General features: G+C 58.2%; 1 protein-coding gene. It reads left to right on the forward strand.

From position 1 onward, the window contains the following. The first annotated feature begins 18 nt into the window (after positions 1-18). Entirely contained in the window at positions 19-17490 is a 17472-nt protein-coding gene (locus tag RYA97_RS09850) for a filamentous hemagglutinin N-terminal domain-containing protein (RefSeq protein ID WP_232829548.1), read from the forward strand. Positions 17491-17715 lie beyond the last annotated feature (225 nt).

The following is a 17715-nucleotide window of genomic DNA, read 5'->3' on the forward strand; positions in this document are numbered from 1 at the left end:
TGTATCGAGGTTGCCTACATGGACGTTCACCAACTGGCTCTGCTTGCTCGTCAGCCTTCTGCTGTGCTGATTGAGCGCCAGTCCTTTTGGGGAATGCCCAAACGCGGCCTCGCGCTGATCCTGGCCAATGCCCTGTTCTGGCAGCCGCTGCTGGTTCAGGCCGAAGGCATCGTGGTCAGTGGGCCGAATACCAGCCTGAGCCAGGCGGGCAATGGCGTGCCTATCGTCAACATTGCCGCGCCCAATGCCACCGGCCTGTCGCATAACCAGTATCAGCAGTTCAACGTCGACAGCCAAGGCGTCATCCTCAACAACTCCACGAACCAGACCCAGAGCACGCAACTGGGCGGGATCATTGTCGGTAACTCCAACCTGCGTGGCACGGCCGCTACCACCATTCTTAACGAAGTGGTCGGGGCCAACGCCAGCCAGCTCAGGGGCTACACGGAAGTGGCCGGGCAAGCGGCGCGGGTCATTGTCGCCAACCCGTATGGCATCAGTTGCAACGGCTGCGGTTTCATCAATACCCCGCAGGTCACGCTGACCACCGGTAAACCGGTGCTGGATGCAAACGGGCAGTTGCAGCGTTTCAATGTGCAGGGCGGCAGCATATCCATTGATGGCGTGGGGCTGAACGCAGACAATGTCGACCAGTTCGACATCATCACCCGCAGCGCGAAGATCAATGCCGAGCTGCACGCCAAGCGCCTCAACATCATTGCCGGTCGTAACGATGTCGATGCGCAGACCCTCAATCCCACAGCCCTGCCTGACGACGGCAGCGCCAAACCGGAACTGGCCGTCGACAGCTCGGCGCTGGGCGGTATGTATGCGGGCGCGATCCGTCTGGTGGGCACCGAAGCAGGCGTCGGGGTCAGGCTTGCGGGAAATCTTGCGGCCAGTGGCGGCGATATCCAGATTGATGCCAACGGCCATTTGAGCATGACGCAGACCGCAGCAAGCGGTGCTGTCACGGCCAGGGCCAACAGTGCCGAAGTCAACGGCCCGGTCTATGCGGGGTCGTCATTGACCATGAGCACCGCGGGCGATCTCACCACCCGGCAGAACGTCGCCGCACGCGATGCGCTGAGCCTTTCCGCAGGCGGACAACTCAACAACTCGGCGGTGATCGAGGCGGGCGTCAATGCCGACAATAGCCGTAATGGTTCGGGTGATGTAACGCTTTCTGCCAACGGGTTGACCAACAGCGGCAGCATAACCGCCAGTCGCGCCTTGCAGGCCACCATTACCCAGACCCTGAACAACCAGGGTGCCACACTGAACGGGCAGTCCAGCACACGTATCGTGGCCACAGCCGTCGACAATCGTCAGTCGGGCCGAATTCTGAGCCAGGGCGGCACTGTCGACATCAATGCGTCTCAGGTGCTCAACAGCCAGAGCGGGCTGATCAGCAGCAATGGCACTATGACCATCACTGCGGGTTCGCTGGACAACAGCCAGCAAGGCAAGCTGTTCAGCAGCAGCGCTTTGTCCGCCCGTATTTCCGGGCCGTTGCTCAACCAGCTGGGGCTTATCAGCGCCAATGGCGATCTGCTGCTCAACGCGGCAAGTGTGGACAACCGCAGCGCGGAAATCTCCAGTCTCGGCAGTCTGACCTCGACCGTCAGCCAGTTCGACAACCGCGAAAAAGGCCGTCTGCTGGCCAACGGCGCGCTGCAGTTGACGTCCGACAACCTGAACAACCAGAACGGCTCGGTGGCAGGGCAACAGGGCGTACAACTGAACCTGGGGCAACTGACCAATACCGGAAGCGGCAGCGTTTACGGCAAAAACAGTCTGAACCTGGCCGTCAGCGGCGCGTTGAACAATGACCAAGGCACACTGCGCAGCGATAGCACCCTGGATGTGCGTGCAGCGTCTCTGAGCAACAACACCGGCAGCGTGACCAGTGCCGGCAAGGCGTCAGTCAGCACGAGCGGTGCGGTGGTCAACCGCGGCGGGCAGATCATCAGCGATGCGGGGCTGACGTTGAACAGCGCCAGCCTGGACAACAGCCAGAGCGGGCATATTGCCGGTAATGGTCTGACACTCACCACTGGCGCGTTCAACAACCATCAGGACGGTCGCCTGACCAGTACCGGCGCACTCCAGCTGAATGCCGGGCTGGTCAACAACAGCGATGCCGGCCGTATTGCCAGCGCCATGGCCCTGACTGCCGTAGTCACCGGCCTGAATCAGACCAACGACGGTCGTCTGTATGGCAACAGCGATGTCAGCCTCGACCTGAGCAACGGCCTGTTGACTAACCAGGGCGGCCTGATCAACGCGCCGGGCCAGTTACTGCTTAAAAACCTGAACGTGGTCAACAACCAGAGCGGCAAGATATCCAGCGCCAACGGTTTCACGCTGGCGGCTACTTCGCTGGACAATACCGACGGTTCACTGCTCAGCGACAAGGCACTCGTTGTAAGCATCAACAAGCTGCTGACCAACCTTCGAGGTCTGGTTTCTGCGACCGGTATTGATCTGACGGCCGGATCACTGAACAACCGCAACGGCGAAACTTCCAGCCTTGGCAGCCTGACGGCTTCCGTCGGGCAGTTCGATAACCGTGAAAAAGGTCGTCTGCTGGCCAACGGCGCGCTGCTGTTGACTGCGGATGGCTTGAATAACCTGAACGGGGTTGTTTCCGGTCAGCAAGGCGTGCGGTTGAATCTGGGGCAGATGAACAATACCGGCGGTGGCAGCGTTTACGCTAAAGATGCCCTGAATCTGACGCTGGGCGGTGTGTTGGTAAATGATCAGGGCGTGGTGCGCAGTGATGGCACTATGGACCTTAAAGCAGCGGGTCTGGCCAACACTAATGGCAGCGTGACCAGTGCAGGAACAGGCGTGCTCAACTTCAACGGCGCGGTTGCCAATCAGGGCGGGCAGATAGTCAGTGATGCACAGCTGACGCTTACCAGTGGCAGCCTCGACAACAGTCAGCGCGGGCGTATTGCCGGTAACGGTGTGGTGCTGAGCACCGGTGCGTTCAATAACCAGCAGAGCGGGAGTCTATCCAGCACTGGGGCCATGCGCCTGACGGCAGGGCAGGTCGACAACAGCGCTGCAGGTCGTATCGCCAGCGCCATGGCCCTGACTGCTGTGGTGACTGGTCTGAATCAAACCAGCGATGGCCGTCTGTATAGCAACAGCGATGTCAGCCTGGACATGAGCAACGGTCTGCTCAACAACCAGAGCGGGCAGATATCCGCTCCCGGTCAGTTGCTGCTGAAAAACCTGAACGTGGTCAACAACCAGAGCGGCAAGATATCAAGCGCCAACGGCTTCACGCTGGCGGCCACGTCGCTGGACAACACTGACGGCTCGCTGGTCAGCGACAAAGCGTTGATCGTGCGTATCGCTCAGCTGCTGACCAACCTGCGCGGACAGATCTCCGCCAACGGCGTCACCCTGAGCGCCGCAGCGTTGGATAACCGCAACGCCGAACTGTCCAGCCTGGGCAGCCTGACGGCCACCATAGGCCAGTTCGATAATCGCGAAAAAGGTCGCCTGCTGGCCAATGGCGCGCTGCTATTGACCGCGGGCGGCTTGAATAACCTGAACGGGATCGTTTCCGGGCAGCAGGGCGTGCAACTGAACCTGGGCCAACTGAACAATACCGGTGGGGGCAGCGTTTTTGCCAAAAGCAGTCTTGGTCTGACCGTCAGCGGGACACTGAAGAATGATCAGGGTGTGCTGCGCAGCGACGGTTCACTGACCGGGAGTGCAGCCTCGCTGGCCAACAGCGCGGGCAGCATCAGCAGCGCCGGGGTCGCATCGATCAGTATCAATGACGGCGTCGTCAACCAGGGCGGGCAGATCCTCAGTGATGCACAACTGACGCTTGTCAGCGGCAGTCTCGATAACAGTCAGAGCGGGCGTATTGCCGGTAATGGTCTGACACTCACCACTGGCGCGTTCGACAACCATCAAGACGGTCGCCTGACCAGTACCGGCGCACTCCAGTTGAATGCAGGGCTGGTCAACAACAGCGATGCCGGTCGTATCGCCAGCGCCATGGCGCTGAGCGCTGTGGTCACCGGCCTGAATCAGACCAACGACGGTCGTCTGTATGGTAACAGCGACGTCAGTCTCGACCTGAGCAATGGCCTGCTGACTAACCAGGGCGGCCTGATCAATGCGCCGGGCCAATTGCTGCTGAAAAACCTGAACGTGGTCAACAACCAAGGCGGTGAGATATCCAGTGCCAACGGTTTTACACTGGCAGCCAACTCGCTGGATAACACGGACGGCTCGCTGCTCAGCGACAACGCTCTCATTGTGCGCATCGATCAGTTGCTGACCAACCTGCACGGCAAGATTTCCGCCAATGGCCTCAATCTGAGTGCTGCAACGCTGGACAACCGCAGCGCGGAAATTTCTAGTCTGAGCACCCTGACTGCCAACATCGGCCAGTTCGACAACAGCGCGAAAGGGCGTCTGCTGGCCAACGGCACAATGCTGCTGACAGCCGATAACCTGAATAACCAGAACGGCGTGGTTTCCGGACAGCAGGGCGTCCAGCTGAATCTGGGACAGCTGAACAACTCCGGCGCTGGCAGCGTTTATGCAAAAAACACACTGGGTTTGACTCTCACCGGGGCATCAAATAACGATCAGGGCGTACTGCGCAGTGACGGCACGCTGGATCTGAAAGCAGCTTCTCTGGCCAACACCGGCGGTCGAGTCACCAGCGCCGGTGCTGCCACGTTGAAAGTCGATGCTGCCGTCGTCAACCAGGGCGGGCAGATCATCAGCGATGCCGACCTGACGCTGACCAGCGCCAGCCTGGACAACAGCCAGAGCGGGCGTATTGCCGGTAATGGTCTGACACTCACCACTGGCGCGTTCGACAACCATCAGGACGGCCGCCTGACCAGTACCGGCGCACTCCAGTTGAATGCAGGGCTGGTCAACAACAGCGATGCCGGTCGTATCGCCAGCGCCATGGCGCTGACCGCTGTGGTCACCGGCCTGAACCAGACCAACGATGGCCGGCTGTATGGCAACGGTGATGTCAGCCTCGACCTGAGCAACGGCGTACTGACTAACCAAGGCGGCCTGATCAACGCGCCGGGGCGGTTGCTGCTGAAAAACCTCACGGCGGTCAACAACCAGAGCGGCGAAATTTCCAGTGCCAATGGCTTCACGCTGGCCGCGACCACGCTGGATAACACCGAAGGTTCGGTGATCAGCGACAAAGCCCTGATCGTGCGTGTCGCCCAGTTGCTGACCAACCTGCGCGGCCTGATTTCCGCCACCGGTGTCGAGCTGAGTACCGCGACGCTGGACAACCGCAACGCGGAGCTCTCCAGCCTTGGAGAGCTGACCGCAACCGTCGGCCAGTTCGATAACAGCGGCAAGGGTCGTTTACTGGCCAATGGTGCGTTGCTGCTCAATGCCGACAGCCTGAACAATCAGAGCGCTGGCGCCGTCTCCGGCCAGCAAAGCGTGCAGTTGAACGTCGGGCAGCTGATCAACACCGGCAGTGGCAGCGTCTACGCCAAAAACAGTCTGGGTCTGAAAGTCACCGGCGTCCTCAACAACGATCAAGGGACATTGCGCAGCGATAGCACGCTGGCGTTGAGCGCCGCTTCTCTGGGCAATACTGCCGGTAGTATCACCAGCTCCGGCAACTCGTCCCTGACGGTCGATGGTGCCGTGGTGAACCGTGGCGGGCAGATCCTGAGTGATGCAACCCTGACGCTGACCAGCGCCAGCCTGGACAACAGCCAGAACGGTCGCATCGCCGGCAAGGGCGTGAAGCTTGTCACCGGTGCCTTTGACAACCAGCAAGGCGGCCGCCTGACCAGTACCGGAACCCTCCAGCTCGATGCCGGGCTGGTCAATAACAGTGACGCCAGTCGTATCGCCAGCGCCATGGCCCTGACCGCCGTGGTCACCGGTCTGAATCAGACCAACGACGGCCGTCTGTACAGCAACAGTGACGTCAGTCTCGATTTAAGCAAAGGCGTGCTGAACAACGACGGCGGTCTGATTACCGCACCGGGTCAGTTGCTGCTGAAAAATCTCAATGCAGTCAGCAACCGCAGCGGTGAAATTTCCAGCGCCAACGGCTTCACCCTGGCTGCGACGTCGCTGGACAACACCGCAGGCTCGGTGCTCAGCGACAAAGCGCTCATTGTGCGTGTTGATCAGTTGCTGACCAACCTGCGCGGTCTGGTGTCTGGCAACGGTATCGATCTGACGGCCAATGAGCTGAATAACAACAGCGGCAGCCTGAGCAGCGATGCCGACTTGCTGGTAAACGTCACTGGCAAGCTGTCGAGCCGCAGCGGCGAGCTGACCAGCGCCGGTAACACGACCCTGAATGCGCTGAGCCTCGATAATGCCGCTGGCCAGGTCATGGCTGACCGGTTCCTGAAACTGGTCATCACTGAAACCATCGGCAATCAGGCCGGAACACTGGGCGCAGGGCAGGGTATCGACATCGGTGCCGCGAGTCTGGACAACCGCCAGTCCGGTGCGCTGGTCACAGATGGCCAACTGACTCTGAAACTGAGCGGCGCACTGGACAATCGCGCGGGTGGCAGCCTGCAAGCCAAGGGCTTGCTGGACCTGACAAGCAAGACGCTGGACAACCGCGGCGGCCGTATTGCCGCGCAGAACCTGCTGATCGTGCATAGCGACAGCGTGGACAACCGTGGCGGTTCGATTCGTGCCGAGAAAGGGCTGCAGCTGTTCGTCGATGCCCTCGACAATAGCCAGACCGGCCTGAGCGCCACGCAAAAAGGCCTGATCAACAGCAATGCCGGTCTTGAACTGGTCGGCACGCGTCTGGATAACCAGAACGGTCTGCTCAACGCCGCTGGCCTGATGCAGTTGCAGGTCGACAGCGTTGCCAACGGCAGCGGTCGTATCGCCAGCCAGGCAGACATGGTCGCCAATATCGGCAGTCTGGCCCAGCAGGGCGGCGAACTGGTTGCGCAGGGCAATCTGACCCTGACCGGCAAAACCCTCGACAACCGGTCGGGCGGCCTGGTGGGCTCTACAAAAGCGCTGAAAATCGAGGTTGCCGACATCGACAACAAGGCCGGTGAACTGTCCAGCCAGATCGGTGTGGACATCATTGGTCAGACGCTCGACAACAGCAACGGCGGCAAGGTCCTGGCAGGCACTGCACTTGGGCTGACCGTGGCGCGCGTGATCAATCTTAATAAAGGCCTGTTGTTCGGTAACACCCTGCGTCTCGACGGTGCACGCCTGGATAACGCAGGCGGTACGCTGGCGAGCCAGAAGGACCTGAACATCAGCCTTTCTGGCGCGCTGGACAACACGGGCGGCCTGCTCAGCAGTGAGTCAGCCATGACGGTCAGCGCTGCTTCCCTGCAAAACGCTTCGGGCAGCCTCTCCAGTGCCGATGCCTTGAGCGTCACCACCACTGGGGCTTTGAACAACCAGGCGGGTTCTGTCACCACCGACGCAACGCTGACACTGACCAGCGCCAGCCTGGACAACAGTCAGGCGGGCAAACTGGCTGGCAAGGGTGCCACGCAGGTCACCACCGGCACTTTCGACAACAGCCAGGGCGGTCGCCTGACCAGCAGCGATACCCTGCAGTTGACGGCAGGCAAGGTCATTAACCAGAGCGCCGGACGTATTGCCAGTGCGCTGGCATTGACGGCCAGCGTCACCAGCCTCGACCAGCAGGGTGGTGAGCTGTTCAGCAACACCTCGCTGAGCCTCGACCTGAACAACGGCCAGTTGAACAATCAGGGCGGTCTGATCAACGCCCCCGGCGTGTTGCTGCTGAAGAATCTCAACGGCGTGGCCAACCAGAACGGCGAAATCTCCAGCGCAAAGGCCTTTACCCTGAACGCCAACAGTCTCGATAACAGTGGCGGCAAACTGCTCAGCAGTCAGGCCCTGACGCTGATCGTGAACAAGGCCCTGAGCAACATCAAAGGTACGATTTCCGCCGCCGCGTTGAACACTCGCAGCGACAGCCTGGACAACACCGAAGGCTTGATCAGCAGCCACGCAGCTCTGGACCTGACGGTCAATACCGCCCTGACCAACGTCAAGGGCACGCTGATTGGTGACGGCGATGTGAATTTGACCGCCGCAACAGCCAATAACCGTCTTGGGCAACTGGCGAGCAAGCGAAACCTCGATGCGCGGATCGGCACTCTTCAGCAACAGAACGGCCAGATGCTTGCCCAAGGCACATTGACCTTGCGTGGCGACGCGCTGGACAACCGTCAGAACGGTTTCATCGGCGCAACCCAAGCCCTCGATATCAATGTCACCGACATCGATAACCGCGGCGGTGAACTGTCCAGTCAGGACGCGATTATCTTGACCGGCCAGCAACTGAACAACAGCGACAGCGGTCAGGTGCTGGCACAGAAAGCCCTGACGCTGAACGTTGCGCAGATCACCAACCGAACCAACGGTCTGCTCTCCAGCCAAGGAGGCTTGACGCTGGTGGGCAGCACGCTGGACAACACCGGTGGCGCGCTAAGCGCCCTCAAGGCCCTCAGTATCGACCTGTCTGCAGCGCTCGATAACACTCAAGGCCTGATCAGTAACGAAGACGTCCTGACGGTGAAGGCCGCCAGCCTGACCAACACCGCAGGCAGCGTCTCCAGCGCTGGAAAACTGACCCTCGACAGCACCGGAGCAATCAGCAACCAGGGCGGCAAACTGTTGACCGATGGTGCGCTGGACCTGAAAAGTGCCAGTCTTGATAACAGCCAGAAAGGCAACATCAGCGGCAAAGGCCTTCTGACCCTCAAGACCGGGAATTTCGACAACAGCCACAACGGTCGCGTGAGCAGCAGTGATCGTCTGGACCTGACGACCGCACAACTGACCAACAGCGATGGCGGCAGCATCGGCAGCAGCCAGGCACTGACCGCCAGTGTCAGCCGCCTGAGTCAGCAGGGCGGTAGCCTGTTCAGCAACACCTCCTTGAGCCTGGACCTGAACAACGGCCAGCTCGACAACCAGGGCGGTTTGATCAACGCGCCAGGCGCATTGCTGCTGAAAAACGTCAACGAGGTTCTAAACCAGAACGGCGAAATCTCCAGCGCTCAGGCGTTCACCGTCAACGCTCAACAACTGGATAACAGCGGCGGCAAACTGCTCAGCAACCAATTGCTGACCCTGCGCATCGCCCGTGCGCTGACCAACCTCAAAGGCATGATCGCCGCAGCCGGTGTCGACGCCACCGCCAATACCCTCGATAACACGGGCGGTACGCTGACCAGCCGCAACAACCTGGACCTGACGGTTACCGGTCTGCTCACCAACCGTGACAAAGGACTGATCAACGCTGCTCAGGCGCTCAAGGTGGGCGCGGCCAGCCTCGATAACCAGAGCGGTCAGGTGCTGGGCGGCACCAGCCTGATCCTCAACGCCACATCGATCAACAACACCGCCAAAGGCCTGATCAACAGCACCGGCACCCTGAACCTGACGGCGGGCAGCCTGGATGCCGGCAACGGCGGCGAAGTGTCGGCCACGCGCGACATGACTCTGGTCCTCAATGCACTGTCGCTCAATGGCGGACGCGTGATGGGCGACGCCGGGTTGTCCATCGACATGCAAGGCAACGACCTCAACAACCTCGGCGGCTTGATCACGGCAGACGGTCCGCTGACCCTTAACCGCATTCGCGACCTGAATAACCAGTCTGGCGAGGTCTCCAGCGCGCAGAGTTTCAGGTTCGATGGCCGCACCCTCGATAACAGCAGCGGCAAGCTGATCAGCAGCAACGTGCTGACAGTCAACGCGACCAACCTGCTCAACCAGAACGGTCTGATATCCGGCTGGCAGGGCCTGAACGTTTCCGGCAATCGACTCGATAACCGTACCAACGGCACCTTGTCCAGCCGCAACGGCAACCTTGTTACAACCCTGACCGGTGAATTGCTCAACGGCGGCAACGGTGCGTTGGTCAGCCAGAACACACTGAGCGTAACCGCTGACAGCCTCGACAACAGCGGCGGCATCCTCTCCAGCGGAACCGGTCAGACCCTGACCGTGGCGGGCCTGCTGAACAACAGCCAGAACGGCCTGATCGACGGTGGTGCAGGGCTGACCATCAAAGCCAATGCCCTGAACAACGCGGCCGGTAACCTGACGGCCCAGCAGGGTTTCAGCTTCGAAGGCAGCAGCCTCGACAACAGCGCCGGTAACCTGAGCAGCAAGGCCGATATGACACTCGACCTGCTGGGCAGCCTGACCAACACCAGCGGCAAGCTGGCCAGCGGCGGTAACCTGCTGTTGCGGCGCAGCGCGGCGATCAACAACCAGGCCGGGCAACTGATCAGCCAGAGCCTGATGACCCTCAACACATCCGGGCAACTGGATAACCGCAACCGCGGCACCGTTGCTGCCAACAACACACTGAAAGTCGTCGCGGGTGGCAGTGTCCTCAACGATGCTGATGGCTTGATCTATAGCCAGAACGCCGATGCGCATTTGAATGCAGCGAGCCTCTCCAACGTTCGTGGCGCGGTCCAGAGCGTCGGCGCACTGGTTGTGGATGTCGCTGATACCGTCGACAACCAGAACGGCCGGATCATCGCGCAGAACGGCGACCTGAACCTGACCGGTGCCAACCTCTACAGTCAGGGCGGAGTGCTGTCCAGCCTGCAAGGTCTGTTCACCGCGAAACTGGCCGGCGTGCTGAAAAATGGCTATGACGCCAACCGCCAAGGCGGTGTCATTCAGGCGCAACGCCTCAACCTGACCGCGCTGGGCGGCTTCGACAACTACGGCGGGCGAGTCTCCGCACGCACCGGCGAAGCGCTGATCACTACCCCGGGTTTCGACAACCGCAACGGCGGCCTGTACGCCAAAGGCCTGGTGCGGGTCAACGGTGGCAACTTCGACAACAGCGGCGACAACGACGGCCAGATCGCCGGTGGCCAGGTTGAGCTGAACCTGAGCGGCGCACTGAACAACCGCTTCGGCATCATCGAAAGTGACAGCACCCTGGCCGTGACCGCTGCCAGTCTGGACAACCAGACCGGGCAACTGCGCGCGCTGGGCGGTGGCGGCGCCACAAACTTCCAGATCGGCAACCTGTTCGACAACCGCAACGGCACCCTGGAAAGCGCCAACAGCGACCTGACTCTCAACGCTGGCAACTTCCTCAATGGTGGCGGTTCGCTGCTGCATACGGGTAATGGCACGTTTGATATTTCTACGGCCAACGTCACCAATGCTGGCGGCAGCGTCGTTACCCGTGGTGGTTTGACACTGAGTGCCGATAGCTGGACCAACAGCAGCGTTATTCAGGCCGGGCGTTTGACGGTGAATGTCGGCACCTTGAATCAGACGGCGGGCGGGCAATTGCTGGCGTCGAATTCGTTTAGTGGGAGTGGCGGTAACTGGACGAATGATGGGTTGATTGCGAGTGATGGCGGGGTAGACATACGTATTGGCGGGACGTTTACCGGTAGTGGTAGGACTTCTAGTGTCGGTGCATTGAATCTGACCGCTAATCAGCTGACTTTAGCTGGTGGTGGAAGTATCGCTGGTGGCTCGCGCGCAGATATTAGTATTGCAGGAAGTGGTAATAACTACAGTCGTATTACATCGGCTGGTGATCTGGTATTCAGTTCGGGTGCTATTAATAATTACGGTACGTTGGGGGCAGCTCAGGATCTTACATTGAATACATCCTCGCTACTAAATAGTCAGGGGCTGTTATTTAGTGGCGGTAACTTGCAAGTTAATGCTAGCACTTTTACTAACCAGAAAGGTGATGTGTATGGCTTGCGTAATGTGACTGTCAAAGGTTACGGCGTCGATAGTGCAAGCAAAGTTTCAAATATTTCAGGTTCTATGGAGAGCGGAAGCAGCTTCTCTATAACCGCATCTTCATTTGATAATCGCACAGAAGCTGCCGGCGGAGATCAGGGGTTCGCTGTAGGCAGAACCTTGGTGAAAGGACTGATCGCCGTACAGTGCCTAGATTGTCGAGGTGATCACTACTCAGTTAATTTTGTCTCTAAGGAATTTTTTGAGGGCGGCCAGGATAACGATAATAGTGCTTCCGCATTCTTGACGTCGGGCAGGGATTTTACTTTCAATGGTGGGGGGTTTTTAAATAGTAAAAGCACAATAAGTGCCGTCGGAAATATTGTTATAAATGCTAGTAATGTGAGCAATCTCGGGGCTGTGAGCGGCAGTATCGAGCGTACGCGTACGTATCTCGCTAGCGGAGTTACTGATGGGACTATAGCTCGATCTATGCCAAGCGTAGATGCCTACAATCGACGTAACAATCCTGACTATCCCAATGTTTATTATGTTGGTAAGGATGGAGATCTGAGGTTGGGGGTAATTGAAGAGTATGAGGTTCAGAGCGGAAGTGACACTATCTTCACCTATAATGAGTATATTGTTCGAGACTCTGTCACCAAAGCTGACGTCGAAAATACCATTATCCAGTATGATGGCGAAAAGCCTTTGCCTGCTTCAAGCTACGACCCCAAAAATCTGCTGACGCTACCAAGCGAAATCACCAAATACTCGTTGGTGAGTGACGTCGAAGTCGCCAAAGATGGCAGCGGTAACGGCGGACGCAGTGCAGTCATTCAAGCGGGCGGAAATGTATCCATTAATGCCAAGCAGGATCTGCAGAACAGTGTCATTCACCAAGACTATGCAGGCAGCGCAGGCACCAGCAAGGTTCAGGACACGCGTACCTCCGGCACTGGCGCCACAGTTATCAGGATCAATGCCCAGCTCCCCCCCGACCTGGCCCAACAACAAGTCAACCCACTAAGCCTGCCAGGTTTCAGTCTGCCCACCGGCCAGAACGGACTGTTCCGTCTGAGCGGCCAGACCGGCACCGCAGCCGCTGTCGCCCAACCCGTCGGCCTGCCACAAAGCTGGACCATGGGCGGCGCGGCCGTATCCGTCGCGCAACGCGAGCATACCGTTTCCGATGCGCAGGCAAGCACCATCCAGATCGGCTCGGTAGGCCAGATATCCAACGCCACCCGCCAGCTTGCTTCGGTGATACGACAAGGTGCTGGCGTGAGTGCCAATGCATCCTCCTTCGACGCCAGCGCGCCAGGTGCCGCGCCCATAGGCGGATTTGTACTACCCGGTCATACCTCTGATTCCGTAGGTGTCACCAGTGTCGACAGCGTTACAGGCATTGCAACTGGCAATCAGGGTAACGGCGCTTTGCTGCCTGTTCAGAACGCTGGCTCTACATCTGGCATTCCGCTCATCACTGCCGTTTCTTCCGGCAGCTCGGCTGCTCAGAATGCCGGAATGGTGCAAGGCGCTCAGGTCAACAAGGCCGGTCAGGTTGTAAATGGGACTCAGGGTAACCCGCTCAGTGCGGTCAATCAGGCTCCAACAGGTGCCCAGTCAGGCGCGACTGACGCCGTTACCCAGGTTGTCGTAAATACTCAAGGCGGTCCGGTCATTTCTGCTGTTCGCGACCCTGTCGCTGCTCAGGTCAGCCCCGTCACCGCCGCTGTTTCAAGCACGGTGGTTACGCAGAATAGCCCTATTAGCGGCTCCAGTATTCAGCCCGCCATAGTGGCGCAAGCCAGCGCGATCACGCCGGTCGTGTCTGCCGCAGCACAAACCGTTACACGAGTGCAGGGCCTGCCCAGCAGCTCATTCGTTTCCAAACCGCAAAAATACCTGATCGAAACCAACCCGGTCCTCACCGAACTCAAGCAGTTCATGAGCTCGGATTACCTGCTCGCAGGTCTGGGCTACGACCCGGAAGTCAGCGCCAAGCGCTTGGGCGACGGCTTGTATGAACAACGCCTCGTTCAGCAGGCAGTCGTGGCCCGCACTGGTCAGGCCTTCATCGATGGGCAAACCTCCAACGAGGCGCAGTTCAAGTACCTGATGAACAACGCCATCGCCAGCAAGCAGCAACTGAACCTGGCTGTCGGCGTATCGCTGAGTTCACAACAGGTCGCAGCGCTGACCCACGACATCGTCTGGCTTGAAGAGCATGAAGTGAATGGCGAGAAAGTGCTGGTGCCGGTGCTGTATCTGGCACAGGCCGACAATCGCCTTGGTCCGACCGGGGCATTGATTGCGGGTAACGACGTCTCACTGATCGCCGGCCAGAACCTCGACAACGTCGGTACCTTGCACGCCGCCAACAACCTCTCGGCAGTCGCAGGCAACAACCTGATCAACACCGGCCTGATAGAAGCCGGCAACCGGCTCGATCTGCTCGCGGGCAATGATCTGATCAACACCGCTGGCGGCATCATCAAAGGTCGCGATGTTTCACTGACCGCGATCAACGGCGATGTGGTCAACGAACGCAGCGTCACCTCGATGGACAACAGTGCACGCGGTCAGCGCCACAACGAGTTCGCCGACAGCGCCGCGCGCATCGAAGCCGCCAACGACATGAGCATTTCGGCAGGCCGCGACGTCATCAACAAAGGCAGCGTGCTGGAAAGCGGTCGTGACATGACTATCCAGGCCGGACGCGACGTCACCATCGCCCCGACCGAAGTCACCAACAGCCTGTTCTCGGACAGCAAACACAACAGCAGCGACATCACCCAACTGGGCTCTACCGCCAGTTCCGGACGCGACCTGACCGTTCAGGCCGGACGCGACATCTCCCTCATCGCCAGCCAGATCGACGCCAAACGCGACATCGCCATGGCCGCGACCGAAAACCTCACCATCAGCTCTGCGGCGGACGAAGAACACTCCCTGTCCAAAAGCAAAAAACTGACCCGTCAGGAAGACCACGTCAGCCAAATCTCCTCCGATATTGATGCCGGGGGCAGCGTTGCCTTGCAGGCGGGCCAGAACCTCTCCGTGATCTCCAGCCGTATTACAGCGGGTAAAGAGGCGTACCTGGTTGCCGGTGAAAACCTCGACATCTTGGCTGCGCAGGACAGTAATTATTCGCTGTATGACAAAAAGAAGAAGGGGAGTTTTGGGGCGAAGAAAACCAAGCGTGACGAAATCACTGATGTGAAAAACATCGGCAGTGAAATTACCACTGGTGGTGATTTGCTGCTGTCGAGCGGAGGCGATCAGAAGTATCAGGCTGCGAAGCTGGAGAGCGGTAAGGACCTGACGATTCAAAGTGGTGGCGCGGTTACGTTTGAGGGCGTGAAGGACCTGCATCAGGAGAGTCACGAGAAGAGCAAAAGTGACCTTGCCTGGAATTCGAGTAAAGGTAAGGGCAACACCGACGAAACCTTGCGCCAGAGCGAGCTGGTGGCTAAAGGCGAGGTAGCGATCCGGGCTGTTGAAGGCTTGAAAATCGACATCAAACAGATCGACCAGCAAAGCGTCAGCCAGACCATTGATGCGATGGTAAAGGCAGACCCACAACTGGCGTGGCTTAAGGATGCTGAGCAGCGCGGTGATGTGGATTGGCGTCAGATCAAAGAGGTACATGATTCGTTCAAGTACAACAATTCAAGCCTCGGTCAGGGGGCAATGCTGGCGATCATTATCATCGTTACGGCGTTAACTGCTGGGGCTGGCACATTCGCTACAGCGGGTGCGGCAGCAGGCTCTGCTGCCAGCGGAGCGGCAACGGCTGCCAGTATTTCCACCACAACGGCTGCGGCAATTGGTACTGCTGCCAATACAGCCGTTGTTGCAGGTTTGACTTCCGCTACTTCTCAGGCAGTGATAAGCACAATTAATAACAAAGGCAATATTGGAGCCACATTCAAGGATGTCACCTCGTCCAGTTCGCTGAAGGGATATCTAACATCAGCCGCGATGGCTGGCATGATGCCTGGCTACGATCCCACTTCGCTCGGCTTCAACCTGCAAAGTGCGCAAGCAGTGTTGATGAAGTCCGCATCCGACGCGTTCGTAAACACTGTTATCAATGGCGGCAGTTACTCAGACAATCTTGGCAATGCGTTGGCTGGCCAAGCCAGCAATATTGGTATGGCCGTTGGATTTAAGTCTGTTGGAGGTTGGGCTCTCGGAAAATACGAAGACGGCAGTATTCAGAAAGTATTGGCGCACGCCTTGATGGGTGGCCTTGTGGCTGAGGCTACTGGTAGCGATTTCAAAACCGGCGCGATGGCCGCAGGCGCTAACGAAGCGTTGATCAACGTGATCAGCAACATGGTAGGCGGTGACAAGAACCTGGAGGTAATGGCGTCTCAGCTCACAGGTATCGTAGCCGCTGCTGCGGTGAATGGAGACGTAGCCAAAGGGGCCGAGGTAGCCAAATACGCGACAACATACAATCGGCAGCTGCACTATGAAGAACAGAAATGGCTGAATGAAAACGCGAAAAAATTTGCTCAGGATCTGGACATAACAGAGCAGGCAGCCATGGAGCGCCTTAGCCAACAAGCGCTGAAAAACACGGATATGTTGTGGCGCTCAGTGTTGAGTGATGGCGACGACCCTGCTGCTCAAGGATTTCTCGCGAAAGCAGGACAGACCTTTGTAAATAATCTGGGTACCGATCAGAAACTGTTTACCGCGGAAAATAATCAGCTGTTCAGGCCTGAAATGTTTGCTGATTCCGCCGATCCAGCTTTTTATAAACAGTTCGTCCAGAGCGGTATCAGTCGCGACCTGAGTGCGGGACTGGTCAAGGAGCTGAAAGATTCAGGAGTTGCGCTCAAGGACGGTGTCGTCGATCTCGCCAAGGTAGCGAAAGAAAACCCTTCAGCCATTTTTAACGGTATTTTTGAAGGTATAACCGGGCTGCCTAAAGGAGTTGTTGACAGCTTCAAGGAGAGTGGTCAGGCAATAGGTGAAGGCACTGCTGTAGCGTTGAATTCAGAGCTTTCCGGGAAGTTGAATGCTATCTACGGTCAAGATGTTGGCACTGCCCAGAAGACTTTGCTGGCCATCCGGATATTTGCAGCCGTTACCGGCGCCAAGGGTGTGGCAAGCACAGGGGATGCATTGGTCGAAAAGGCCATCGGCAAAAAGCTTGATAATGTGCTTGACCGATTAGAGCTTGGAGATGATATTGGTGCAAAAGGCCCGGGCCAGGTTACCCCTGATGTAATAAGCCCCCCCAAGCTCAGCTCGGTTGAAGACCTGTTTGGGCAGACATTTGAAAGTATCCCGCTGTCGCACCTTCCCAATTGGAAGACCGGTTCGCTTGTAAATGATGGGGTGTTGGGCGAGCAACTGGCCCTGCAAACCCTTAACGAGAAAACCGGCCTCAATTTCAAACCTCTGCAAAACAGTAGCAACCACGGCTGCGATGGCTGTGCGGTGGCAATCAATGGCGATACCATTACTGTGGTGGTTATGGATGCGAAGTCTTCGGTGAATGGCGTGAGTAAGGCCGGTACGCCGCATGGAGATCCGGCGACGAGGTTGAGAGGGTGGTTGGGTAATAGCTCAATTGCCGATTCGGACCCAGCGTTACGTGATGCTTTGCGAGCAGCGCTTCTTTCTGAAAACGTCAAAGTCCAAGGCGTGACCGTCAAAGTCGGTGTTCCTGCCCCCGGTAAAACAGGTGTAGCAGAATTTAAGGTGGAACCATGGTCCAAGAAATAATTCAGTGCGAGCGCTCGGGCGTAAACCCGAAATGGCCTTCTTACAAAAGTGTGCTGGGGCGCATAGCCAAGGGGCCACATGTCTCGGATGAATATGAGATAGCCGGTATTCGCGAGTACGTTACTCGCGAGGATGCTTCGCCGAAGCATTCAATGATGGTTCCAAACAGAAACAATGCAACAGATGCTCGTGCAGAATGGATGTCGGTGACAAGGGCTCACAAAG

This window comes from Pseudomonas syringae group sp. 26L6 (assembly GCF_032587815.1).
GTDB classification, from domain to species: domain Bacteria; phylum Pseudomonadota; class Gammaproteobacteria; order Pseudomonadales; family Pseudomonadaceae; genus Aquipseudomonas; species Aquipseudomonas amygdali.